Annotated in this window: 23 protein-coding genes; 10 read left to right on the top strand and 13 right to left on the bottom strand. The window is 44.3% G+C overall.

Annotation, left to right across the window (positions count from 1 at the left end):
- Positions 1–114 precede the first annotated feature (114 nt).
- Entirely contained in the window at positions 115–1,884 is a 1,770-nt protein-coding gene (locus ACZ5ZC_RS05825; RefSeq protein ID WP_464931485.1) for a choice-of-anchor I family protein, read from the top strand.
- Between the two features lie 69 nt (positions 1,885–1,953).
- Here ACZ5ZC_RS05825 and ACZ5ZC_RS05820 read toward each other — a convergent pair whose 3' ends face one another.
- A complete protein-coding gene (locus tag ACZ5ZC_RS05820) occupies positions 1,954–2,292 on the bottom strand; it encodes a 4a-hydroxytetrahydrobiopterin dehydratase (RefSeq protein WP_054867569.1) in 339 nt (112 codons plus the stop codon).
- On the bottom strand, positions 2,282–3,076 hold the full coding sequence (gene phhA / locus ACZ5ZC_RS05815; RefSeq protein ID WP_005391119.1) for a phenylalanine 4-monooxygenase: 795 nt from the start codon (positions 3,074–3,076) through the stop codon (positions 2,282–2,284). Before phhA ends, ACZ5ZC_RS05820 begins: the two co-directional genes overlap by 11 nt.
- A gap of 222 nt (positions 3,077–3,298) precedes the next feature.
- Here phhA and ACZ5ZC_RS05810 point away from each other — a divergent pair, with 222 nt between their 5' ends.
- A complete protein-coding gene (locus ACZ5ZC_RS05810; protein ID WP_464931484.1) occupies positions 3,299–5,272 on the top strand; it encodes an acetoacetate--CoA ligase in 1,974 nt (657 codons plus the stop codon).
- A 155-nt stretch (positions 5,273–5,427) separates the two neighbouring features.
- On the opposite strand, the gene ACZ5ZC_RS05805 is transcribed toward ACZ5ZC_RS05810, so the two are convergent.
- On the bottom strand, positions 5,428–6,003 hold the full coding sequence (locus ACZ5ZC_RS05805) for a class I SAM-dependent DNA methyltransferase (protein WP_006742039.1): 576 nt from the start codon (positions 6,001–6,003) through the stop codon (positions 5,428–5,430).
- Positions 6,004–6,174: 171 nt separating this feature from the next.
- Between ACZ5ZC_RS05805 and ACZ5ZC_RS05800 the strand changes: the two genes are divergently transcribed.
- Together ACZ5ZC_RS05800 and ACZ5ZC_RS05795 are read left to right on the top strand one after the other, a co-directional pair.
- The gene (locus ACZ5ZC_RS05800; RefSeq protein WP_054867567.1) at positions 6,175–7,053 is read left to right on the top strand and encodes a LysR family transcriptional regulator; all 879 of its coding nucleotides are present in this window, start codon (positions 6,175–6,177) and stop codon (positions 7,051–7,053) included.
- Between the two features lie 176 nt (positions 7,054–7,229).
- A complete protein-coding gene (locus ACZ5ZC_RS05795) occupies positions 7,230–8,126 on the top strand; it encodes a cation diffusion facilitator family transporter (RefSeq protein ID WP_005391129.1) in 897 nt (298 codons plus the stop codon).
- A 91-nt stretch (positions 8,127–8,217) separates the two neighbouring features.
- Here the strand turns inward: ACZ5ZC_RS05795 and yddG are convergent, their stop codons facing one another.
- The gene (gene yddG / locus ACZ5ZC_RS05790; RefSeq protein ID WP_048625236.1) at positions 8,218–9,120 is read right to left on the bottom strand and encodes an aromatic amino acid DMT transporter YddG; all 903 of its coding nucleotides are present in this window, start codon (positions 9,118–9,120) and stop codon (positions 8,218–8,220) included.
- 120 nt (positions 9,121–9,240) lie between these two features.
- Here yddG and ACZ5ZC_RS05785 point away from each other — a divergent pair, with 120 nt between their 5' ends.
- The 5 genes from ACZ5ZC_RS05785 (at position 9,241) to ACZ5ZC_RS05765 (ending at position 13,513) form a co-directional block, all read left to right on the top strand.
- Entirely contained in the window at positions 9,241–9,390 is a 150-nt protein-coding gene (locus ACZ5ZC_RS05785) for a hypothetical protein (protein ID WP_006742043.1), read from the top strand.
- A gap of 12 nt (positions 9,391–9,402) precedes the next feature.
- Positions 9,403–10,053, top strand: coding sequence for an isoprenoid biosynthesis glyoxalase ElbB (gene elbB, locus ACZ5ZC_RS05780; RefSeq protein ID WP_046873691.1), 651 nt, complete (start codon positions 9,403–9,405; stop codon positions 10,051–10,053).
- A 333-nt stretch (positions 10,054–10,386) separates the two neighbouring features.
- Positions 10,387–11,535 carry an L-threonine dehydrogenase gene (gene yiaY / locus ACZ5ZC_RS05775; RefSeq protein ID WP_005391135.1) on the top strand — a complete coding sequence of 383 codons (1,149 nt, stop codon included), beginning with the start codon at positions 10,387–10,389 and terminating at the stop codon, positions 11,533–11,535.
- 138 nt (positions 11,536–11,673) lie between these two features.
- A complete protein-coding gene (locus ACZ5ZC_RS05770; protein ID WP_464931483.1) occupies positions 11,674–12,750 on the top strand; it encodes a PQQ-dependent sugar dehydrogenase in 1,077 nt (358 codons plus the stop codon).
- Positions 12,751–12,892: 142 nt separating this feature from the next.
- The gene (locus ACZ5ZC_RS05765; RefSeq protein WP_046873693.1) at positions 12,893–13,513 is read left to right on the top strand and encodes an HAD family hydrolase; all 621 of its coding nucleotides are present in this window, start codon (positions 12,893–12,895) and stop codon (positions 13,511–13,513) included.
- 99 nt (positions 13,514–13,612) lie between these two features.
- On the opposite strand, the gene ACZ5ZC_RS05760 is transcribed toward ACZ5ZC_RS05765, so the two are convergent.
- The 9 genes from ACZ5ZC_RS05760 to ACZ5ZC_RS05720 all read right to left on the bottom strand — a co-directional run bounded on the left by ACZ5ZC_RS05760 (position 13,613) and on the right by ACZ5ZC_RS05720 (position 23,731).
- Positions 13,613–14,092 (bottom strand): Dps family protein, encoded by a 480-nt coding sequence (locus ACZ5ZC_RS05760; protein WP_054867564.1) that lies wholly within the window; start codon positions 14,090–14,092, stop codon positions 13,613–13,615.
- Between the two features lie 300 nt (positions 14,093–14,392).
- On the bottom strand, positions 14,393–16,393 hold the full coding sequence (locus ACZ5ZC_RS05755) for a HAMP domain-containing methyl-accepting chemotaxis protein (RefSeq protein WP_464931482.1): 2,001 nt from the start codon (positions 16,391–16,393) through the stop codon (positions 14,393–14,395).
- A 144-nt stretch (positions 16,394–16,537) separates the two neighbouring features.
- Positions 16,538–17,746, bottom strand: coding sequence for a hypothetical protein (locus ACZ5ZC_RS05750; protein ID WP_054867562.1), 1,209 nt, complete (start codon positions 17,744–17,746; stop codon positions 16,538–16,540).
- Positions 17,736–18,452, bottom strand: coding sequence for an ABC transporter ATP-binding protein (locus ACZ5ZC_RS05745; RefSeq protein ID WP_054867561.1), 717 nt, complete (start codon positions 18,450–18,452; stop codon positions 17,736–17,738). The genes ACZ5ZC_RS05750 and ACZ5ZC_RS05745 overlap by 11 nt, the downstream gene beginning before the upstream one ends.
- The gene (locus ACZ5ZC_RS05740; protein WP_464931481.1) at positions 18,452–19,687 is read right to left on the bottom strand and encodes an ABC transporter permease; all 1,236 of its coding nucleotides are present in this window, start codon (positions 19,685–19,687) and stop codon (positions 18,452–18,454) included. Before ACZ5ZC_RS05740 ends, ACZ5ZC_RS05745 begins: the two co-directional genes overlap by 1 nt.
- The gene (locus ACZ5ZC_RS05735; RefSeq protein ID WP_074189927.1) at positions 19,677–20,906 is read right to left on the bottom strand and encodes an ABC transporter permease; all 1,230 of its coding nucleotides are present in this window, start codon (positions 20,904–20,906) and stop codon (positions 19,677–19,679) included. Before ACZ5ZC_RS05735 ends, ACZ5ZC_RS05740 begins: the two co-directional genes overlap by 11 nt.
- 34 nt (positions 20,907–20,940) lie before the next feature.
- On the bottom strand, positions 20,941–21,687 hold the full coding sequence (locus ACZ5ZC_RS05730; protein ID WP_054867559.1) for an outer membrane lipoprotein-sorting protein: 747 nt from the start codon (positions 21,685–21,687) through the stop codon (positions 20,941–20,943).
- 117 nt (positions 21,688–21,804) lie between these two features.
- Entirely contained in the window at positions 21,805–23,247 is a 1,443-nt protein-coding gene (locus ACZ5ZC_RS05725) for a diguanylate cyclase domain-containing protein (protein ID WP_054867558.1), read from the bottom strand.
- 142 nt (positions 23,248–23,389) lie between these two features.
- The gene (locus tag ACZ5ZC_RS05720) at positions 23,390–23,731 is read right to left on the bottom strand and encodes an alternative ribosome-rescue factor A (RefSeq protein ID WP_085344318.1); all 342 of its coding nucleotides are present in this window, start codon (positions 23,729–23,731) and stop codon (positions 23,390–23,392) included.
- A 365-nt stretch (positions 23,732–24,096) separates the two neighbouring features.
- Between ACZ5ZC_RS05720 and ACZ5ZC_RS05715 the strand changes: the two genes are divergently transcribed.
- Positions 24,097–24,306 carry a cold-shock protein gene (locus ACZ5ZC_RS05715; RefSeq protein WP_005375625.1) on the top strand — a complete coding sequence of 70 codons (210 nt, stop codon included), beginning with the start codon at positions 24,097–24,099 and terminating at the stop codon, positions 24,304–24,306.
- Positions 24,307–24,381: the final 75 nt, after the last annotated feature.

Raw genomic sequence — 24,381 nt, 5'->3', positions numbered from 1 at the left:
CAGAGCCTTACCAAATCACACGTCATTCAGCGTTCCATCATTCCAATTGCGGAAATGGACAGAAGCATAAACCCCATGCTGATTGACAACGTATCGGATTGATAAGGAGATATCATGATCACCCCCTTAAAGGCAATCGGTGCACTCGCATTGTCATCACTTGCCATCGCGTGTTCATCACAACCCGAAGATACCGTGGCTTCATTCGCTACACAATGCAAACCTACCACTGCGCCCGTTGCTGGGGAAACTTCAATTCAAGGGTTAACGTTTATCGGGACATCCGTTGCTGATGCCCCATTCGACACATCGGCAGCTGAAATCGTCAGTTATGACGCCTGTACGGATAAGCTCTATGTGATCAATGCTGAAGCAAAACGTGTCGATGTACTTTCTATGGATGACAACGGCGTACCAACGCAAACCGCATTCATTGATCTCAACAGCGCTGGCGAAGCAGCTGGCGTTGAAATTGGCGCTGCAAACAGTGTCGCTGTATTCAATGGTTTGGTCGCGGTTGCGATTGAAAACAGTAATAAACAAGCGAATGGTATTGTTGGTTTGTACCGCTCCGACGATTTGTCATTAGTCACGACGTTCCCAACAGGCGCATTGCCAGACATGGTGGGCTTCTCGAAAGATGGCCGATACATCGCAACCGCTAATGAGGGCGAACCAAACAGCGATTACAGCGTCGATCCTGAAGGTAGCGTCACTTTGATCGATCTGAACCTTGGCGTTACTCAAGCAGAAGTGACACAAATTGGCTTTAATGAGTTTGATGGTTCACGAAAAGCAGAGCTCCCAATGAATGTGCGTATTTCGGGGCCAAACGCCACTATCGCTCAAGATCTAGAGCCTGAATACCTCACTTTTGCAGATAACGGTAAAATCTATGTCGCGCTACAAGAAAATAACGCCATGGCAATCGTCAATCCAGTGAGCAAATCGGTAGAAAAAATTGTTGGCTTAGGTGAGAAGTCTTGGTCGGACGCTAAACTCGATGCATCTAACAAAGACAAAATTATTGGAAACTTGAAAAGCTACCCACAACTGGTTGGCTTATTTATGCCTGACACCATCGACAGCTACTCAGTGGATGGGAGTACTTACATCGTATCTGCAAATGAAGGAGACGGGCGTGAGTACGGATTCAAAACCACTCAAGAACACTGCGACAAAGCAGGCTTGATGTGGGATGAAGACGATTTCCTTGGTACAGATGAATACACATCTGAGCAAGGGACCTGTCTAAGCCATGTTGATGAAGTGCGCGGTAAGAAGCTGAAAGTAGCAGCAGAGCACCCACTGGCAGAAGCACTAAAAGACAACAAACAACTCGCGCGTTTAAAAGTGATTAAGCCGGAACAAACGCTTTCTGCACAAGAGAATGTTCAAGCATTTGGCGCGCGTTCATTCTCGATTTGGGATGAAAACGGCAAGTTGGTCTTCGATAGTGGTGACGATTTCGCGACCATCGCGCTGCTGAATGAAGGTAAAAACTTCAACAGTACCAACGATAACAATCACAGTGGCGATGACCGAAGTGATGATAAAGGCATTGAGCCAGAGGCGATTGAAGTAGCACAAATTAACGGTCGCCATTACGTGTTCATCGGCTTAGAGCGCCAAGGCGGTATTATGATTTATGACATTACCGATCCGAAACAAGTGCAGTTCCTACATTACGTAAACCGTCGTGATTACAATCAGCCAGTGTGTACACAAGTGGAAGATGGAGAATGCACCAACGACACATACAATCCAAAAGCAGGCGATTTAGGCCCAGAATCCATCAATTACTTTACCCGTAATGGTAGTCATTTTATCGCTGTTGGCAATGAGGTATCTGGCACGACATCCGTCTTCCGAATCAATCTATAAAGTAATGTAAAAGTCATTTAGAACCAAAACGCCCGACGTAAGCCGGGCGTTTTTTTATGAGGTAATGTCCTACTCTGCCGATGCTAGCGCGTCACATTTTGATGCGCAGATAAAATCGTTCTTATGCAGACCTTTGATCGAGTGACTCCACCAAGTTACGGTGACCTTACCCCACTCCAACATAATAGAAGGATGGTGGAACTCATCTTCTGCCAGTTCCGCGATTTTGTTACTGAAAGCCCATGCTTGTTTGAAGTTCTTAAATTTATACACCTTTTCTAGTTGAGGTATGTCTTCTCTTTCAATGATCTGCCAATCAGACAATTGCAGCAGCAGAGATTGTTGTTCTTCTTTGCTTAGTGCAATGGCATCGATACTACAAGCTTCGCATTTTTGTTCATTCAACATGAGCAGGTTCCTTTGGTTCAAAAAGTGGAGGAAGCAGTCCAGCTTCAATCGCTAGATCGGCTTGTTTCAATAAATTTAACTGACTGATTTTAAAGAGCTGAGAAAAGTCATCAATCACGTAATACTTCGGTTGCATGATGTCGATACGATAAGGCGTTCTCAGCACAGTTTGTAACTCAAATGGGTCGCGAATTGCTACATCACTCTCTAATGCGTAGAGGGTTTCGCCAGGAGATGAGAGAATACCACCACCGTAAATTTTGGTTTTGTCCCCTTCTTTGACCAAGCCAAACTCTACGGTAAACCAGTAGAGACGAGCAAGATAGGCTCTTTGTTTTGGTGTAGCGGCTTGCCCTAGTTGACCATAATGCTCGGTAAATGCAGCAAAATCTGGGTTGGTTAACATCGCGCAATGACCAAATATTTCGTGGAAGAAATCCGGCTCTTGCAAGTAATCGAACTCTTCTCTGGTACGCAAGAATGTGGCGACTGGAAAGCGCTTATTACCGAGCAGATTAAAAAAACGGTCGAAGTCAATAAGCGCAGGAACGGGCTCCACTTGCCAACCTGTTGTCTCCATCAAGACACGATTAATTTCTGGCAATTGAGGAACGCGGTCTTGAGGTAAATCAAGCAGCGTTAAACCGTGTAAATAAGCCTTACAAGCTCTGTTTTGGATCACACCCATTTGTCGTGTTACCAAATCTCGCCAAATGGCGTCTTCTTCACGGCTCCATTCAACCCTGCCTTCCTGGTTTACGGGTTTAGAACGATACTGAGTCATGGCACATCTCCATTAACAAATCCTTTACATTAAGCCTATCTTCAGTCTTGAGAGCTTCCAATCCCTACACGATTTTCTCAGTATCGATTCGATGTAACATATTGTTTACAACACGTCGTAACTGCATGATTTTTATGACACGATATAATATCTAGCTTGTTTGACTTTATCGTGTATTCCTCTCAAACTAAAATCTGTTACCACTTTGTTATAGAGGGACCTATGCGCGAGAGCAGCAAAGTATGGCAACCGAGCGAAAGTCGTATCGAAGAAGCCAACATCACACAGTTTATTGAACACATTAATCGACAAGGAAATACCATTGAAAACTTCGCCGATCTGCATCAATGGTCGCTCGATCATGTGGAAAAATTTTGGCAAGAAGTCTGGTTATTCTGCGACGTCATTGGTACTCAAGGAGAGACCGTAAAGGAGCAAGCAGAAAGTCGCTGGCAGCAACCCGTCGAAAATAGAGACATAAAATGGTTTCCAAACGCACAAATTAACTACGCAGAAAACTTGCTAACCTACGCTTGTCACCAACCCGATGATCTCGCGATTTGGTTTGAAAATGAACGTGAAGAAAAGCAAACCTACACATGGAAACAATTGTGTGAAGAAGTTTCGAGTGTCCAGCAATGGTTGAAAGAATGTGGAATCAAGCAAGGTGATGTCGTCGCTGGCTATTTGCCTCACTTACCTCAAACGGTGATAGCCATGTTAGCAACCACCAGTTTAGGGGCAACCTGGACTTCTACCTCACCTGATTTTGGCGTTGAAAGCGTTTTGGAGCGCTTTGGTCAAGTGAAACCTAAAATCCTGTTTACTTGTGATGGCTATACATTCAATGGCAAAACTTTCGATATGTCTGAGAAAAACCAGCACATTGCGGATCATCTTGATGGTCTTAAACAGGTTTGCCAAATTAGCTACCTGAAACCACACATTTTTGAATGCGACGTCTGCACTCAAGATTGGCAAAACGTCCTGAATCAATACACACCCGAAGCGCTGACTTTTACTCGTGTTAATTTTAACGATCCGCTATTTGTGCTCTATTCTTCAGGCACGACAGGCAAACCGAAATGCATCGTTCATTCCGTCGGCGGAACAGTGCTTAACCATTTGAAAGAGCACCAACTGCATTGCGACATCCAACCTAACGACAGAGTGTTTTATTACACGACCTGCGGCTGGATGATGTGGAACTGGCACGTTTCTTCACTCGCGAGCGGCGCATGTTTAGTAATTTTTGATGGTAGCCCTGTTTATCCCGCTCATAACGTACTTTGGGACCTCGCTGAACAAGCCGAAGTGACGCTGTTTGGAACTTCGGCGAAATACCTAGAGGCATTGGAAAAAGTTTCTTTTTCTCCGCCGAAAAGTGATGCATTTCCAAGTCTGAAAACCATTTGTTCAACGGGCTCGGTTCTGTATCCAGAACAGTTTGATTATGTCTATCAGCACATTAAAGAAGATGTCCACCTCGCATCGATCTCAGGCGGGACAGACATTTGTGGCTGCTTTGTGTTAGGCAACCCTATTTCTCCCGTTTATCGAGGAGAGTGCCAATCAGCGGGATTAGGGGTCGATGTCAGAGTCTTTAACCCACAAGGTAATAGCGTAATTGGAGAGCGCGGTGAGTTGGTTTGTGCCAATTCATTGCCCAACTTCCCCGCTGGCTTTTGGAACGACACCGGGGAAAGATACCATCGTGCTTATTGGGATAAGTTCGACAATATTTGGCACCACGGCGACGATGTTGAACAAACCAGCGTTGGTGGATACGTGTTTTATGGTCGAAGTGATACCACGTTGAATCCCGGTGGCGTAAGAATCGGCACGGCCGAAATCTATCAGCAAGTGAACAGTATAGACGGTATTCTAGATTCCATCGCAGTAGGAAAAGAAGTCGATCGCAACGAAAAAATATGGCTGTTTGTCCAATTAATGAAAGGGATAGAGCTCAACGACGAGATGATCGCCTCCATCAAAGCACAGCTAAAATCTGCATGTTCTCCAAGGCATGTACCTAGTGCAATTTACGCAATAAGCGATATACCTAAGACCCGTTCGGGAAAACTGGTTGAGTTAGCCGTTAAGCAAGTCGTTAACAATCGGAGTGTAGAAAATTTAGGCGCAATAGCCAATCCTGAAGTGTTGGAGGAGATACGCAGGATAGTCGCCCCAAAATAACCTCAAAACACTTGGTTGTTAGAGAACCACTTTGCGTACACCCGCAGCGACAGGTTGAAGAACAAGTGAGGTTAACTTGGGTACATACCCTCAACCGATAAGAAAAAAGCGAGCTAGGTAGCTCGCTTTTATCATGTAGTGTTCTTTATTCAGTCTTAACGGCGACCAAGCCCCATTAATACCGACATCGTTTTACCGTCAGATGTAATGTCAAAAACGTGTTGCGATTCAACCTCAGTAAAACCTGCATCTTTCAAAGCACGTTTAGACTTCGCAAGGGTAAAACCGTCTTGTTCAGATTCTGCAATCCAATCAAAATGAACAAAGTAACCGCCGTGGTTAAGTAAAGAATGCGAGATTTTTAATGACGCATCTAAGTCTTCCACAAACGCTAAAACTGACGATGCAACTACTAGGTCAAACTGTCCACGAAACGCTGGATGCTGAGCGACCAAGCCGCGAGACAATGCATCTACGACAGGTTCTACATTGGCAAGCTCTTTTTTATCGAGTTCTTCAATCATGGCTTCCGATGCGTCTAATGCTACGATGTCTTTAACCATCGGTGACAATCGTTGACTTAACTGCCCTGTTCCGCATCCAAAATCTAGTACTTTAATGCCATCAAGCTGAGTTAGCTGTTGTAACTGCTCAAACACCGACTGCGCAAATTGCTCTGTTGCTGGATTTGATTCCCAGTTTTTTGCTAAGCCGTCCCAATCTTGTGCCATCGTGGCCTCCATGTTCACTTTTTGTAACCCACATAGATTACCGCAAAACCGTTAAAAGACCATAGACTTATCTGGCGGATTCGCGTTTTTTTCGATAATCTTTCACGGCTTTGGGAGCACATCTGCATAATACCCAAATTATTTGAATTCATTTATTGGTTGTGTCAAATCATGAACTTAACTCAAGTAGAAACCTTCTGCACCATCGCTGAGTGTGGTTCTGTTTCTGAAGCAGCAAGGCAACTCGATTGTAATCGCACCAAACTCAGTATGTCGATTAAGGCTTTAGAGAAAGATCTCAACGTTGAGTTGTTTGCCCGAACTGGCAACCAGCTCACCCTCTCTGAAGCTGGGAAAGCCATTTACAAAGATTGCGAACACCTACTTATCATCGCACAGCGGATAAGAAAAACCTGTGCTCAAATCTCTGAAGGTTTTAACGCGGAAGTTTGGGTAGCACGTGACGACTCCTTACCTGATGATCTCTGGCAAGAGCTTTCTCATACATTGAATAACCGCTTCCCTTCCACTACCTTCAACTTAATCCTGGCATCCAGTGGCGACTTGGCCAACTTAGTCAGTACCCACCAAGTGGATTTTGCCTTTGGTGTTGATTATGAGCGCGTCGACGATCCTCGTATCGTGTATAACCCGCTAGGCAAGATACGTATGATGTCAGTATGCAGTGCAGAACATCGCCTAAGTAAGATGCGCCGAGTCTCAGACGAAGATCTACGCAGTCAGATGCAAGCGTTGATGGTGTACCTAAATGAGAAAGATAACCCTGAACTGCAGCCTTTCTCGACTCGATACATTGGCTTTTCGAGTTTTGACTACATGCTCAACACCATCTTAGAAGAAGACGCTTGGGGTGTACTGCCAGAACCATTAATCCGCCATTACCTTCGCCAGCAAAAGCTCGCCGTTATCAAGCATACATACGGATTGACACAAGAAGACTACTGTATGTTTTCACCTAACGGTCAAACTGAGCACCCAGCAATGACATGGTTAGCGGATAAATTGAGCGAGTATTTATTTGACTTCTAAACATTTTATCAGTGAGCGCCAATTTTATTGGCACCAAGATCATGCGGCAAGTTATTGTTTTATAAGAACATAAACAAAAACGCAACTTTTTAGATTAGAACCTGCTCACTTAGTGGTTGCCTAAATTACCTTATGCGAGAAGAATAGTAAGGTATTAAAATTTAAAGGCATCTTTTATGTGTGACAGGACAAGCAAAAACGAAAACCGTATTCTAACCATTTCAGCCCTTTTAGCATCTGGGTTCGCTGCTGGTGGTATGGTACTTGGCTTGCTTGTAGGATCAATTGTCATCGTTTTTGACGGTGTTTACTCTTTGGTCAGCTTACTGTTAACTTTATTGTCACTGGCCGCTTCCTACTATATTAACAAGCCCTCAAAATCTGTATTCCCATTTGGAAAAGCGGTCTTAGAGCCAATCGTTATTGCGATAAAAGCGGCTGTTATTTTAGTGGTTGTAAGCTTTTCTCTTTACTCTGCAATTTCAGCATTGATGTCCGGAGGCCGTGAAGTCGATGCTTCTATTGCCACTCTATTCGGCATCGTAAACGTCATCGGTTGTGGTTACGCTTGGTGGTTTATGGCTAAACGCAGCCGTCGCTTCTCATCAGGCTTGATTGAAGCAGAGAAAAAACAGTGGCAGATGGATACGCTATTAAGTGTAGCGGTGACGGTAGGATTTGTTGCTGCTTGGGTTGTATCACTAACGCCATTCGCTGAATATGCGGTTTATGCCGATCCTATGATGATGGTGCTAATGGGCTTCTACTTTCTGAAAGTTCCTTTTGATATGTTGGTTGGTGCACTACGTGAGCTACTAATGATGACACCAAGCAAAGAGCTATGTCAGGTCGTTGGCAATGATGTACTAGAGATAGAAAAAACATCTGACCACCAGCTGAAGTTAGCGGGTATCACTAAAGTGGGCCAAGAGCTTCGTATTAACATCGATTTGCACGTCGATGACGACACCATTGCATTGGATAAGTTGGAACAAACTCGCACTCAGTTAACGAAACGTCTGTCGAAGCACAGATTCAAACTGCAACTCCATTTAAACGTCGCAAACTGTTAGAACACGAAAGAAAAAAGCTCCCTCGGTCGGGAGCTTTTTTCTTTCTGTCATTTGAGCATACAGCGCAAAGATAAAATCAGATAATTTTGGTTTAACCTGCAGCTTCACGCTTCTCCTTGGTGACAACCCAGCAAAGCAAAGAGCCCACCGTAACCATCACAACCCCCTGCCAAAAACTCGGACTCAACGTCACACCAAGAATAATGGAAGAAAATAGCGCAGAGAAAATGGGCGTAAAGTAAGAAAGTGTCGCGAGAAAGACCATGTTTCCGCCAACAATCGCGATGTTCCACAAACCATAACCACCAGCCATCAACGCCGCAGAAGCAAAAAGGTAGCCCATTGCTTCCCATGAAAAAGTCATCTCTGGCTCATCGGCAAACGCATATTTCACCCATAACGAAACAGCAGTAGCAATGAAAAACAACGTAATCGCGTTATGTTTGGATTGCTGTCTCTGGGTTAAATTACAATAAAAAGCCCATATAACTGCTCCTGCGAAAGCCATAAAGTAAACCAAAGGGTTACTACTGACATTGGACATAATCTGAGTAACGGATAAGCCATTCTCACCACTCACCGTCCACGCGACTCCGATAAACGCCAGCGCAACCGCTGGATAAAGCAGCCAGTTTGTTTTTTTGTTACTGCCTAAAACCGCAAACAAAACGGTGAGTGCTGGCCAAAGGTAATTGACAATCGACACCTCAATAGCCTGCGCACGCGAGTTGGAATATCCCAGAGATAAAGCGAGAAATATTTCATAACAAACGAACATCGCGCCACCAAGCACGAGATACTTTGGAGAAAAGTACGATAACTTCGGAATGCCAACTACGATAAGAAGGAAAATAGAACTGAGAGAGTACAACATGGCCGCCCCGCCCACGGGACCTAGGCTCTCGGTTACCAACCTGGCAATGCCAAGTAAACAACTCCAAGAGAGGATGGCAATACAACCATAAAGTGTGAAACGAAATTGCACTGATTTCATGTGACCTACCACTCACGAATGCCAAAGGAAACATCAGCTTAACTCAAAAATGATCAGGTTCAACGTACTGTTTTATAAAAATCAGTATAAAAATCACTCCATTACGCAGTTGGAGTCGATATGAAACATTTTCTGCCCTCGAGTGTTATGCTTACACCTTTTGTTGTGCGCTACTATGATGAAGAAGACGACGATAGCGAAATCGCCGAAACTGATTCGAGCACTCAACATCTAAAAGAAACAGAGCAACAAACGGAAACCTCAGACTAAAGGAATTCTCAAATGAAAAAAGTCGCAGTTATCTTCAGTGGTTCAGGTGTTTACGATGGCACAGAACTACATGAAGCCGTATTAGCACTCCATGCCATTGAAAAAGAAGGTGCATCATGGCATTGCTTTGCTCCTAACATCGATCAATTACACGTGATTAATCATCTAACTGGCGAAGAGATGGACGAAACACGAAATGTGTTGGTGGAATCTGCACGCCTTGCACGTGGCAATATTGATGATGTTGCAAGATTAAACCCAGATGAGTTTGATGCCCTACTCTTACCTGGCGGTTTTGGTGCCGCTAAAAACCTCACTGACTTCGCTGTATCAGGAGCTGAGTGCTCGATTAATACACACGTAGCTCAAGCATGTCGCGCATTCGCTCATGCGAAAAAGCCAGCAGGTTATCTGTGTATTTCACCTGTCATTATTCCGATGATTTATGATCAAGGCGTGAAAGGCACCGTAGGCAACGATGAAGCGATCTCGATAGCATTTAATCAAATGGGCGGTGAGCACATCACTTGCTCTGTCGAGGATATCGTTTTTGATGAAACACACCTCGTTCTATCAACCCCAGCTTATATGTTGGCAGAGAATATCTCTCAAGCGGCATCAGGTATCGAAAAGTTAGTATCAAAGCTGATTGATATTGCCTAATTATTGATAGATAACTTATAAACCTACCTCCCATCCCCATTGATAGTTAAGTTATTAATGGGGATTTTTTATACTTTAGTCTAATTTAGAGATATATCCGTATTAGATATCAATTTTTGCCAATCGATTGCGTCACTGGTTTCATATTTGTTCTACTTTATATCTGTGTTGCACCTATACGCTGTGCAACAAGATCACTGTCACAGTTTTTCTCTTGCAAATACCTCTAAATAGGTAAACTTGCTTCAGATCAACTTCAATCTGGAAACGAGTGTGCGACAGTAAATGGCAAATTAAGAAAGATTATTAAAAATAACGACGGAGCTATCCAATATGACAAGTGCATTTTTTATCCCTACGGTAAACCTAATGGGCGCTGGTTGTTTAAAAGACGCAGCAGACAGCATCCAATCTCAAGGCTTTAAAAAAGGTTTGATCGTTACGGATAAGATCCTTAACCAAATCGGTGTAGTCAAACAAGTTCAAGACCTTCTCACTGAACGCGACGTAGCAACCGTTGTGTACGATGGCACTCAACCAAACCCTACTATCACCAACGTTAATGATGGCTTAGCTTTACTAAAAGAAAACGAATGCGACTTCGTTATCTCACTCGGAGGCGGCTCACCGCACGATTGTGCAAAAGGTATCGCTTTAGTGGCGTCAAACGGCGGCAAGATCGGCGATTACGAAGGCGTTGACCAATCAGCAAAACCAATGCTGCCTCTCGTATCAATTAACACAACGGCTGGTACTGCTTCTGAAATGACGCGTTTCTGCATCATCACAGATGAAGAGCGCCACATTAAGATGGCGATTGTGGACAAACACACAACACCATTGATGTCAGTGAATGATCCTGAATTGATGCTTGCTAAACCTGCGTCTCTTACTGCCGCAACAGGTATGGATGCGCTAACACACGCAATCGAAGCTTACGTATCTATCGCTGCGACACCAATTACCGACGCGGTAGCAATCAAAGCAATTGAACTGATTCAAGCTCACCTTCGCACAGCAGTGAAAAACGGTGAAAACCTTGAAGCTCGCGAGCAAATGGCATACGCACAGTTCATGGCAGGTATGGCATTCAACAACGCATCTCTTGGTTACGTTCACGCAATGGCGCACCAACTAGGCGGCTTCTACGACCTACCACACGGTGTATGTAACGCGATTCTTCTACCTCACGTACAACGTTACAATGCGCAAGTATGTCCAGAGCGTTTACGTGACGTTGCTAAAGCAATGGGTGTTGATGTTGAAGGTATGTCAGCAGAGCAAGGTGCTGCGGCGGCCATTGATGCTATCGTTGAGCTTGCTAAAGATGTCGGCATCCCATCAGGCATTAAAGAGCTTGGTGCGAAGCTAGAAGATATCCCAACCTTAGCGGACAACGCGCTAAAAGACGCTTGTGGTTTCACTAACCCGAAACAAGCAACGCACGAAGAGATCTCTAAGATCTTCGAAGAAGCGATGTAGGCTCGCTAAGTAAACAATTCTCTAGTCTTAATTCAATCCCCGATCTCGTATTGGGGATTTTTTATATTCGCATACCCTGCCAAACGTCCTCTTTTAGTGTTAGCTTTTAAGTATCTTGGATTCATATTGGAAGGAACCATGAGAACGATCACTGCGACCCTACTCGCTTGCCTAGCTTTTTCTATCGATGCTGCGGACTATCGTGCCAATGAGGTTGCCAATGGGTTTCAAATCCCATGGGGAATTGAATTTCTCGATAAGCAACAAATGATCGTGAATGAAAAAAACGGCACCGTTTCATTACTTAATATTGCTTCGGGAAAACAGCAAACCCTCTTCAAAGTACCGAATGTGAACACCAGTGGGCAAGCTGGTTTATTAGATGTAGCTCTAGTGCTGAATACCGCTCCACAAAATCCACAACTTTTCTTTACTTACAGCAAACGTACCGATAAAGGAAATACGGTGGCATTAGCGACCGCACAATTGAAAAACAATCAACTTGTGGATTGGAAAGACGTCTTTGTCGCCGACGCAATCACGGACACCAGCCGTCATTACGGCAGCCGTATTGCGTTTATCGATGACAAGGTTTACTTCTCAATTGGGGACCGTGGCGAACGTGATAATGGGCAAGACACTCAAACCCATGCAGGCACTATTCTTCGCCTCAACCTTGATGGCTCGGTGCCACAAGATAATCCATTCAAGACTTCTGAGGCTCGCCCTGAAATATGGAGTTACGGGCACCGTAACCCACAAGGCATGTTTTACGACGAAGCAACAAAACTACTTTGGTCGATTGAGCATGGCCCTCGTGGTGGTGATGAAATCAACCTGATTAAGAAAGGTGCAAACTACGGCTGGGCAAAAGTCTCTCAGGGTAAAGAGTATTGGGGACCGTTAGACGTTGGAGAAGCGAAAAGCTTACCGAATATGGAAGACCCAAAGTTGGTTTATATTCCGTCTATCGCGCCAAGCAATATGGTGGTGTATCGTGGTGATAAGTACCCAGAGTTGGATGGAAAAATCCTCGCCGGTGCCTTGAAGCTGGCGCACATCAACGTGGTTTCTATTGAGAATGGCAAGCTCACCGAATCAAAAAGATTGATGGAGAATCTTGGCGAGCGAGTCAGAGATATCACCATCAGCCCGGATGGCTATGTCTATTTTTCAACAGATACAGGCAAAATTTTCCGTCTTGAAGAGAAGTAATCAAACACCAACATTATTGAGACTATTTAATTTGTGACGTATCAGTGATTTATTTTCGTACAAGTAACACGTTTGAATATAAAATTAACAATAACCTTTTGTTTTTAGAAAGATAGCTTGGTTTAAGTCGTACGAGGTCATCATGGTTCCTTTTCCATTAAAACTTGAAAGAGTCAAAGCCGTTATTTTCGACTTAGACAATACGCTCGTCAGCTCCGATATGAACTTCAAAGATCTTCGTCAGCAACTAGGCTGTCCACAAAACGAAGATTTATTGGATTTTGTTGATAAGCTTGACCATCCACATCAGAGAGAGCATGCCCATAATGTTATCTTTGATCATGAAATTTCTGATGCTGAGCAATCATCTCCGATGCTGGGTTGCCACGAGCTTTTGGCATACTTACATCAGCATAAAGTTAAAACCGCGATAGTAACGCGCAACTGTTTGATCGCTACGCAGCGTAAGTTGGAACATAACCGAATTGATGTTGAACATGTCCTCACTCGTGAATGCTACCCAGCAAAACCTGATCCTTTATCGCTCCAAGTCCTAGCCAAAGAGTGGCGATTAATGCCAGATGAAGTACTTTATGTGGGCGATTTCCTTTATGACCTACAAGCCGCATACAACGCCCAAATGCCATCCTGCCTTGTTCACCACAATACGACTGCACAATTCCACGACTCCGCCTCTCTTGCTGTAACAGAACTGACCGATTTACTCGAACATTTTCAGTCTTTTAAGCACATTCACGACTAACTGGGCACTTTCATAAACAAAAGGAGCACTCGCGTGCTCCTTTGACTTATTCCCGATTTATTTATGCGCCCCCAAGTGAGTGCTCGGGTGATGCGTCGCTTAGCCTTGTAGGTAAGCGTTAAGCATCCACATTAATTTTTCTTGCTCACGGATGTAGTCACCCATCAATGCCGCGGTACCTTCGTCGCCTGCTTCACCCGCGTTTTGTAGAATCTCACGCTGTTTTAGAAGTAGAACGCTAAAGCCTTGAACCAGACCTTGTACACACTCCTTACCAGAAGTCGCGTTTTGATGTTCTTTAATTTCACTTGCTTCCAAGTAGTTGCTGAATGCGTGCGCTGGTGTATGACCCAAGGTAAGAATACGCTCTGCAAGCTCATCGATTTTGGTTTGTAGATCCGTGTAGATCTCTTCAAATTTTACGTGCAGTTCGAAGAATTGCTGACCTTTGATGTTCCAGTGGTAACCGCGTGAGTTCATGTACAACACTTGGTAATGCGCTAGTAGTTGATTTAGCTGTTGAGCTAGTTGTGCTGATTGTTCGCTGTCTAGACCAATTAGGCTTACTTGTTTGTTCATAATCTTGCTCCTAGAAGGATGATACCAATCGTAGTAACGAACGATTCTCTTACCGGGATTGGTATAAAGTTTAAAAATTCTTTTGCAGTATTTGCTGCCGATGGAGTCATATTACGACTCCACCTCGGTGAAGAAAATTTGGTTTTAGCTATGATTTAAATAGCCAAATCCAATGAGCAAGCAGACGAATATCGGCGTATCATCCAACAAAAAGCCCCAACCCTTTTTGTGTAAAAAGGATTGGGGCTTTTTTACTATTTGGTTAACGTTCAAAAGTAGATGAACAGACGTAAACCTTATCTACGCCGTTTTAAAAGTTGCCATCTGTTGATTCAGCTCAGTAACTTGCTCTTTTACTTGCAATGATGTCTCTGATGCACGTTGGCTGTTATTCGAAACCTCATCCACTGATTGAGTAATACCGGACATCAATCCAGTGATCGAATTGGTCGCATGAGATTGCTGCTCTGCCGCTGCCGCAAGCTCTGCCATTTGTTCATTCAAAGAACCAATTTGCTCGGTCGTGACAAGCAAACGAGTTACCGCTTTTTCAATGTGCTCAGCGCCCTGCTCCGCAAGTGATTGACTGTGTTCAATCTCCTCAACCACCGAATGGGTCGAGCGTTGAATCGCATTGATGATACCGTTGATTTCTGTCGTCGACTGAGTAGTTCGCGTCGCTAACATACGCACTTCGTCTGCCACGACTGCAAAGCCTCGTCCTTGGTCGCCCGCACGCGCCGCTTCTATCGCGGCATTCAATGCCAGTAAGTTAGTTTGCTCTGCCAAGCCTTCAATCACTTCCGTCACTCGACCAATGGCTTCGCTCTCTTTGCTTAACTGCGTTACTTGCGTGCTCGCGGTTTCAATGCTGCCGTGCAAGCTTTCCATGGTGACTTTATTTTGCTCTAAAGCATCACGACCTTGTTCAATCTCGCCTTTTGAATCAGAAAGCTTCTGCACCGATTGATTGGCTTGATCTAGAGTGTTACGCGCGGCTAAAGCGATTTCATCCAATTGGCTTCCCATTTCAACAATGCTGGTCTGTTGCTGTTCAACATTCAATGAGGTGACTTGCGCCGATTCCAACAAAGCTCCCATGCTGGTATCCACTTGATGCGCTTTCTCACTCACCCCGGCCACGATGCTCGCTAACGATTGGTTCATGCGGTTAATCGAATCGGTAAGGTCTGCCAATTCATCTTTCCCAACAACAGTGAGCGAAGGCTGAGAAACGTCCCCTGAAGCGATCGTCTTTGCTCGCTCCGATAAGTTTTTCACTCGGCGACCAATGGTGTTGCCCATGTATTTTGAAATCGCTACTGCGGCAAACAAAACCAACGCTGCCGCAATCAGCATGGTGGTGAGTACGTTCTTGATGGACTGATTAATGCCCTGTCCGCTTTGATCAGCACGACTTTGCTGCGCCAATACGATCGTCTCTAAGCTTTGGTCTAGGGCATCTGCTGCTGGCAACAGTTCGTTCGCCATCAGCAAGTTTGATTCGTTCCACTCTGGCGATTGACGCAATGCAATTACCTGCTCTGCTAAAGGAAAGTACAGTTGCTGCATTTCCTTAAACAGTGACCACAATGATTGGTCGTTATCAGTCAGTCTGTCGAGTTTACTGTCGATTTCCGCCACGGACTGATTGTGGTACTTAATCAAGTCGTAGTATTTGTCCAAATGATCTTGCTGCCCGTACAACAGGAAATCTCGCAAAGCAGACAGTGCATTGGCGAGCGAGGTATAGCTGTCGGCATAGACTTTAAACAGACGTTTTCTGTCTCCACCAAATGGGTTTCCTGACTCTTCGTTGATTAAGCTTTGAAGCTGATCAAGTGCCACTTCTGCAATGGGTGCCGCTTCGTTAATAAAGAGGTTGTGCGCGGGTAAGTTCTCATCACTGTGGCTAAGTTCAATCAACTTGCTTAAAGAGACTTTTACCGCGTTCCACTGGCTTTGAATCGCTTGAAAATCCTGTTCAGAGATCAAAGCCTGCAAAGTTGGAAGCGACTCGTCTGTAGATGCCATGATATTGCGTACGTCCTCACTTAGACGTGCGCTCGCCTCTTCATCGCCACCTAACAACATGTAGGCTCGAATAGAAGACAACGACGCTTGAACGGACTGTTGGATACCGCGACTGGTGTCAACGGTCGGTAAATCGGATTTAAGTAACGAAGAGGCGTATTGCTCTACGGTGGTGACGTTGCGATACGTGAATACCGCTGATGCCATAAAAAGTACGGCTAGCAGCACAAAACTGAGCTGCAACCTCCCTGATATCGTAAGGTTCATCCATAAACTCCTGACAACGATGAGCCTTAAATATAACGATGTTTACAAAAATGTTAAATGCTTGTTTCAAAAACAACTTCAGAACAAGGCATTATTTGTGATTGATTGCATTATTTAGGGATAGCAGCTAAATGAAAGGCGTCTCTAGTAACTATACCGGATATTAGCAAACACCAAAGTTGCAGGTGTTTCTCCAAATAAGCTGCCGTCCGTACCGTTAAAATGTTGAACTACAGTTAGCAGTTGCCAATTATCACTGAGTGAATAGCTGCTGGATAATCCAGCAAAGTAAGAGCCATCATCATAGTAACTAGCCGATAAGGTGACGCGGTTGAGCGCCGTTAAGTCGAAGCTAGCATCGGCATAAACAGTATGCTCCGTGAAGCTCAAGGTTTTCGCAGAGAGAGGGAGGTTTAGGTAAGTTAATGCGCTGCTCGCTGGCTTTGGTTCAGAAATAAACAACCAAGCACCTCTCACCATCCAGTTACGCACACCACCAAAACTGTAATCTGACTCCAAACTAGCGACTGTCGTATCCTCAGTAGGCTGACCTTGACGCTCTGTATCAATAGGATCAAACCAGCTTAACTCGCCTCGAAACCCGGCTTGATAGATATCAGTCGCGAACCCTGCTCCAAGAACATAGTCTTGCCGAGATCGACCCGCAATGATTTGATAGTCCCAACCAGAAACGTTGGAGAAATATCGTAGTGACGTGCTGTTTTCTTTAGACTGCTTTGACGGAGAGAAAACGAGATCTAACCCAGCGGCAAACCCAAGTTTTTTACTCACCATGACAGCGTCGGTGCCCGCCCGCTCTTCGTAATCAAAGTCGTAAATAGAATAGGCGTTGTAGATGTCGTTTGGGTTCCAAATGGTGTTCATTGACCAGTTGACCCGGAACCGCCCTAACCTTGCACTCCAATCTTGGTCACTCCAAGAGACGTAGAGTCGATCCAGTTGGGTATTGAGGATTACATTATCTTCTCGCCAGTTTTTGCTTAGATCAAAATACCCATTATCAAGCGCCACGAGTTCCGCATATTGAGGAATCTCAAGCGCATCGCCCCACAATGCTCTATTCCTGATACCAAGATTTATTCGCCATTCAGGAGAAAAGCGATATTCAACGTTAATCCGGTTATGGAGTAGATGGTCAAGGGTATTACCCTGCTCGTCAGGCATACTATAGGTCGCCATGTATTTCACATAGCCATTGATATCCCATGCTTTTTCAGGCTCCAAACCCGGTATGCTGGCATTAGTTTTAATGCAAATTACCGCAGGACTTAACGCAAAAAAAAGCCGCAATAACTTGGATAGTAAGCTTACGCCTTCTACTCTACCACGCATGGCTGTTCTCTATGGTGTTATCAATGTTGGCAAAATCTCGTGCCAAACGCCCGTCCTCAAATACTATGATTCGATGTGCGCGCTTAATAACTCTAGGATCATGGGTAGAAAAGATAAATGTCGTGCCTTCTTTTTCACTGAGTTGTTCCATGATATCAAGCAGCTCGGCTGTACTTTTTGCATCTAAGTTGGCGGTAGGCTCATCTGCCATTACAAACCTTGGTTTTGGTGCCAATGCTCTTGCAACCGCAACTCTCTGTTGTTGGCCTCCAGACATTTTACTCGGACGTTTATGCATCTGCTGTGATAATCCAACCTGTTGCAGTAGCGCGCTGGCGCGTTCACGACATTCCCTTTCTGTTTTCCCTTGCAATTGCATAACAAACTCGACGTTTTCAAGAGCTGTCAGTACGGGGAGCAGACTATAATCTTGGAAGATAAAGCCAATGTTATCGCGTCGATAAGCGATCAACTCTTTTTCTGACATATCAGAGATTAAGCATCCATCAATTTCCACGCGTCCTGATGTAGGAGAATCGATCCCGCCCAACATGTTTAGTAGGGTCGTTTTCCCTGAACCAGAAGGTCCCATAATAGCGACAAACTCACCTTGCTTGATCTCCAAATCTACGCTCTGAACCGCATGTACCGGAAAATCACTCTTTGGGTTGTACGTCTTGGATAAGCCTTCCAATTTAATCGTCATTACGTTTTCTCCGCCATGGCATCCGCAGGTCGATGTTTGAGAATTTGCCTTGCTGGATACAAAGCCGCAAATAAGCTCGCGACAAAAATAGCCACAATAATCAATTGATACTCGTAAAACGATACTCTTGGATAAAGCAAGGTATCGACGCCATAAGCACCTAATCCATCAGCAAGTGCGCCAAGCGATAAGCCAGTAATACTCAGTATTTTCAGCATGACTGCGCTTCCTAATAACCCTAACGCGCAACCACTCAAACCAAGGAATAGCGTTTCCAAAATAATCAGTGTGCGAATTTTATGCTGCTGCATGCCAACCGCCATTAACACACCAAACTCTCTCGTTCTTTCAAAAACTGACATCAGCATGATGTTGATGATTCCGAGAGTCATGGCAAGTACGAAAACGACCAACATAATTTGGTTAGAGATATCCATTGAGCTCATCATTGTTGCGAGTAAAGGCTGTATTTCTTGCCATTTTCTCACGACCAATTGTTCACGGTTGGCTTGTGGCAATATTGATAACGTAAATGCCTCTGCACTTTCTAGCTGTTCAGTCTCGTTGGAGTTCAACAAAACGCCAATTTCATGCGCACCCGACAAGCCTGCGATTGTTTCGAGAGCGACTTTACGGACGTAGACATTACCGTCATCAAACGTGGTGGATGGCGTTTTAAAAATACCTCGAACGCGAAAAGCTGCGCCAGATACATCACCCTTGATGTCAGATAATGTTAAAACCACTTTCGATCCAACACGCAGCTTCAACCGATTTGCGGTTTTTTGCGAAACAAGAATGGGGTTTCTTCCCACTTCGTTTAACCATTCTCCGTCTATCACATGGCTTTTAAGCGGTGTGATACTTTGCTCTTGTTCAATATTGATGCCATTGATCCGAACGCCTCTCGTACTACGCGCAGAAGCAATCATGCCATCAGCAAGAAATCGCGCCGATACCGCTTTAACATCTTGATGTGCAGCCAAAGCGGCCGTTATCGTTTGATAATTCGTTATTGTGTCACTAAGGTCAGGATTATTAAGGTAGGATTTCTGATGCACTTGTAGATGACTGGTTTGCCACGCAATCGCGTTTTTGATCATGCTGTCGACCAAACCGTTCATGAATCCAATCATGGCAACAACGCCCATTAAGCCGAACACCATCGCTCCTAGCATAATGGAAGTTCTGAGCTTGTTCCGCCATAAATTACGCCACGCCAATTTAATCAACATGCGCGCCTCCTTTTAGCCCACTAGCAATGGGCAAGCGAAGAAGTCTAGCCATCGGATACATCAGACATAACGATAAAATAACGAGAACGACAAGAATTTGATCAATTAACAAATACGGCTCTAGCGAAACAGGTACGATTGGTTCAAAGCCACTCTCCAGCATCACTTGTGCAGCATCGCCTGTAATCTCAATCGGATTGATATAGAAATACGCAAGCACAGGCGCGCTGATCAAGATACCGAGCACAAGACCAATAACGGAGATAAACATCGATTCAATGGCGACGAGCCCCATAAGCTTGCTGCGCAACATACCCGTCGCGAGCATCACCGCAAATTCACGCTGGCGCTCTAACGTCATCATCAAAATCGTGGCAAACAGGCCAAAACCAACAATGCCGTACAAGATATAGATCAAAAAGATCCCACCCGCTTTGTCCAAGGCGATCTGTTGGGAAAGTTCTGGCGACAGCTCCTGCCAGCTTTTTACTGCGACGCCATTCCCGTAGTGGCGCTTTAGTTGTTTAACAATGTCAGGCAACACGCGTAAACTTTGAGTGTTAAGGACCCATGCGGTGACTTGGTTATCAAGCGAATACAGCGCTTGTGCGGTATCAAGAGGCATGTAGACCAACTGAGAATCTAACTGCTGCAAAGGAAAGTGCAAAATACCGGACACCTGATACAGTCCAGCCGCCGTTTGACCACGATAACCCGAACCATACAACACCAGTTCATCACCAACGTTCAAATGAAGGTAGTTTGCCAAGCCCTCACCAACAAGCACCGAGTTTTGTCCAGATGCAATAAAGCGCCCTTGTACGATTTTGTCACTAATGCTGGAGTAGCTATCTTCAGCGTCAGGCTCAACGCCGAGCACCATCACGCCTTTGGATCGTTCATCTTTGGCGGCAAGCGCAAATGACTCAATTCTCGGCAGAACGATGTCGATATCAGGATTATTTTTGGCAGATGCAATGAACGCAGGCGTTTGTGGAAGGACATCATCAATGCTAGAGGAGTCCCCAAAATCGGGATGTTGTAGCTGAATTAATCCCGTATAGAACTTCGCAGCGTTTTTAATATTTGAGGAGTAACTTCCTTCTTGGAACGCTCGAGTCAGTAAGGAGAGAAACAGAACAAGAGCTAACGCAGAAGCGGTTAACAATGTCCGCCGTTTTTGCCGCCATAGATTTCGCCATGCGAGCTTGATGAGCATCCGATCTCACCTCTTATCTAAACCAAAATCCACCCTAATCTCGCAGAGCCTTCATTTGCTGCTGGGAGAAAAAGTCATCATCGATATCAAAATCAAATTGCGCTTCGTGCGTAATCAAAACCGTTTTATTTCCTGGTTTATCTATCGGCTGCATCTCCATGCGAGCCGCAACGTCTCGCCCACCTAACGTTTGCACATCGTAAGTCGTCAAAACATTTACCAGTTCATCAAATTCATCGTAAAACTCGACTTTGCGCTGTAAAAAGCTCGTTTGAGAGATCCACAGTCTGACTTTGCTCCAAACCACTGGGGCGTCAGGCTTGGCAAGTGCATCAATTACCCAAACTTTGTCACCATCAAAGGTTTCACTTGGGAGCAGTTGATGTTGATAATCGACAACAATAGAAGATTGGTTAATTAAATCATCATTCGTGAAGTCTGATCCCATCCAAGACTGACTGAGCATGGATGGCGCAATTTTAATCACTCGCTCGATACTCGGCACCCAATTCCACATTTCTCTATGACGTTTTAACGAGGTGCTACCTTTATCTTTCGCCGGAGCAGTCACCAAGACCAAAGATAATTCCGTACCTTTCGTCCAACTCTTCATGGTCATTGAACGTGACCAGTCAGGGCGAACAATTTTCATGGTGGCTTCGCTATAACTAGATTTCCCGCGCATCGCTTGATCAGACTTTTGGACTATATCGAAAGCGCTCTCAGCGTAAGAAAAAGAAGAGAGAAGTACACAAGCGAGAACACAAAACGTTTTATACATACCTTCCCTTTGTACCGACACGACCTAGAATTTGAAGCGAAACGGGTATAATAATTTTAAATTCAATTGAGTATAGCAAGTGAGGATTTAGAAATAGCGATTGGTGACTCAAAAACACTAAGGGACTTGACGAAGCTCAAGTTGAACCTGGCTGTCTGTTATGACTTGAAACACCGCCCGATTTTTACCTTCAGACTTACCTTGATACATCAGTTGATCAGCGTCTTGTAAATTCACGATATGAGTAAATTCAGGGTAGTATGCGCAGCCTAAGCTAATGCTCAAATGAATCGCTTGCCCGCCAAGGATAATAGGTTGTTCGTACACGGCTTTGCAGAGCATTTGAGCAAAGTTGCTCGCTTCTCGCTCAGAGAGCGATGCCGTCACGAGTGCGAACTCTTCTCCGCCAATTCTCGCCAATGTCATACGTTCATCAGTCATTGATTTTGCTGTTTCAGCCACGGCCACTATCGCTCTATCTCCGACAAGATGACCGTATTGGTCATTAATTGATTTAAAATCATCAATATCAAATACCATTACCGTCAAGCTTCGCTGCAAGTGATTCAAGAGCGCCAATTGTTCAATCAAGTGTCTACGGTTGTAGAGTTTTGTTAGGGAATCCGTTAACGTCATCTCCAGCAATTGCTGGTTAGCAATCGTCAATTGTCTTGTGCGCAGCGCAACCATGCGTTTGAGTGCGAAGATATGATACAGCGTCGCGACCGCCATAACGAAAATCGCAATAGGTAGGAGATAAAGAGGATAGACCGTTTTCACCACACTCCAGCGATTGAGGATCCTTTCTCGATCTGTATCGATAACTTTTTCAAACGCTCGAGAGACATCCAAAATGGAAGCAGAACTATGCAACCCTGCTGCAATCCGAAGGTCTTTACTATATAAATTTATTACAGGAACAAACATGCCTGCTCCCGGCATAGTTGCCATATAAAAGTTAGCTACTTGAAGGTCCGCGACGAAATACAGCACCTTCTTATCGACAGCAGCCCGTATCATCGTGTCGTTATTGATGTACTCTGCGACGGGCGCATTAGGATAATTCGTCTTAATAAACTCAGACTCGTAACTTCCTTTAACGACACCAATTGGCAACGTCATTTCACCAGCTAAAACACTTTTGACATCAATCGAAAGCACGTCTTGATTGACATATAATTTAGTTTGAATGGGCATGATAACTGCGCCAAAATCCAAGTAATCGGCTCTTTCCGATGAGTAAACCAATCCCGCGTGAAAGTCAGCACGCCCCTCTTTTACGGCCTGTAAAGAAGCCTCCCAATCAAGAAGCAGAAACTGAACATCAATTTGGTTGTCCGCCGCATACGCTTTCCAGAAGTCGATCAAAATGCCTTTGGGCTCACCGTCTGGGCTAAGGTAAGAGAATGGCTTCCAAGCTTTGGAGTTAGCAACAATTAAAGAATGAGACTCTGACTTGTGCGCATACGTCATCGGGCAAATAGACAGCCATAGTAGTAACAAAGAAGCACACGCTTTTGTACACTTGCAACCATAAGTACCATAACTCGTCGATGACATACCTACTTCTCACCAGTCTTTTTAAACCATAATCTCGGCTGTTTTGTCTGATCTAAAGATATAGCAGAGCGGTGTCGGACAGGAAGTGGCTCCTATTGATATGAATCTAACTTAGTAGGTTTTAGTACTTATTTGGTACTTTTCAGCGTCTAGTTTTAAGAAGAAAGCTAGCCAGTATAAGGTGAGATAAGAGTGATTTAACTAACACTAAACCATTGAATTTGAATAGTTTGATAAAAACCAGCTTCAATAAAAAAGCCCTATTCAAAATCCACATCGGGGAGAACTTTGAATAGGGCTCTTTGCCTCTATGCTTCATTTTCCGACTGAAGCTGCCTTTACCTTTTTTCGCTTTTACGACTCGTGTTCTGAACAATTGACTGGTGACAACCGCTTTTAACGCATTGTCCTTGATTTCACCTCTGCCGAAATCGGTCTCGTGTTGTAACTCATTCGGCTGAGGACTGGTTTTAGGTTTTGCCATAAATCCTCCTTAATGGTCGAACCAGATTGGACAATAATTATATAAATAAGTCAAATTTATAGATTTAGTTGAATTTTATGCTGAAAAACTTCACATCACCGTCATTTATTTGAAATTTAATCAAAAACATGCTGGTTAAATAGTGACTAAATACAAATATTTGTCCATAAAGCACTAATATATGTTGACTCTTCGTGGAATTAACCTAGACTCAAACACGGCTAGAAAGAAAGTTCTTTGTTTTCACATTTCGTTGGATTACTTGTAACCCGTCGTCCTGTGGTACGCAATAGCAATTTATTTTTCCACGCTATAAGCGCCGTTGAGGCGAAAGATTACATTATTTAGATATTTAGGAAATAGACATGTCTAACACAGCTACTGGCACAGTTAAGTGGTTCAACGAAACTAAAGGCTTCGGTTTCATTCAACAAGAAAACGGTCCTGACGTATTTGCTCACTTCTCTGCAATCACTGGTGACGGCTTCCGTACTCTAGTTGAAGGCCAGAAAGTAGAATTTGTTATCTCTCAAGGTCAAAAAGGCCCTCAAGCAGAGCAAATCAAAGTACTTTAATTCTTAAAGAATTTGATACGATAGCCAGCTTCTAAAGCTGGCTATTTTTTTGTCTATAACTTATTTTTGCCAACA

The sequence above is a fragment of the Vibrio sp. JCM 18905 genome, assembly GCF_055393305.1.
This window is presented reverse-complemented; position numbering and strand designations above follow the sequence as displayed.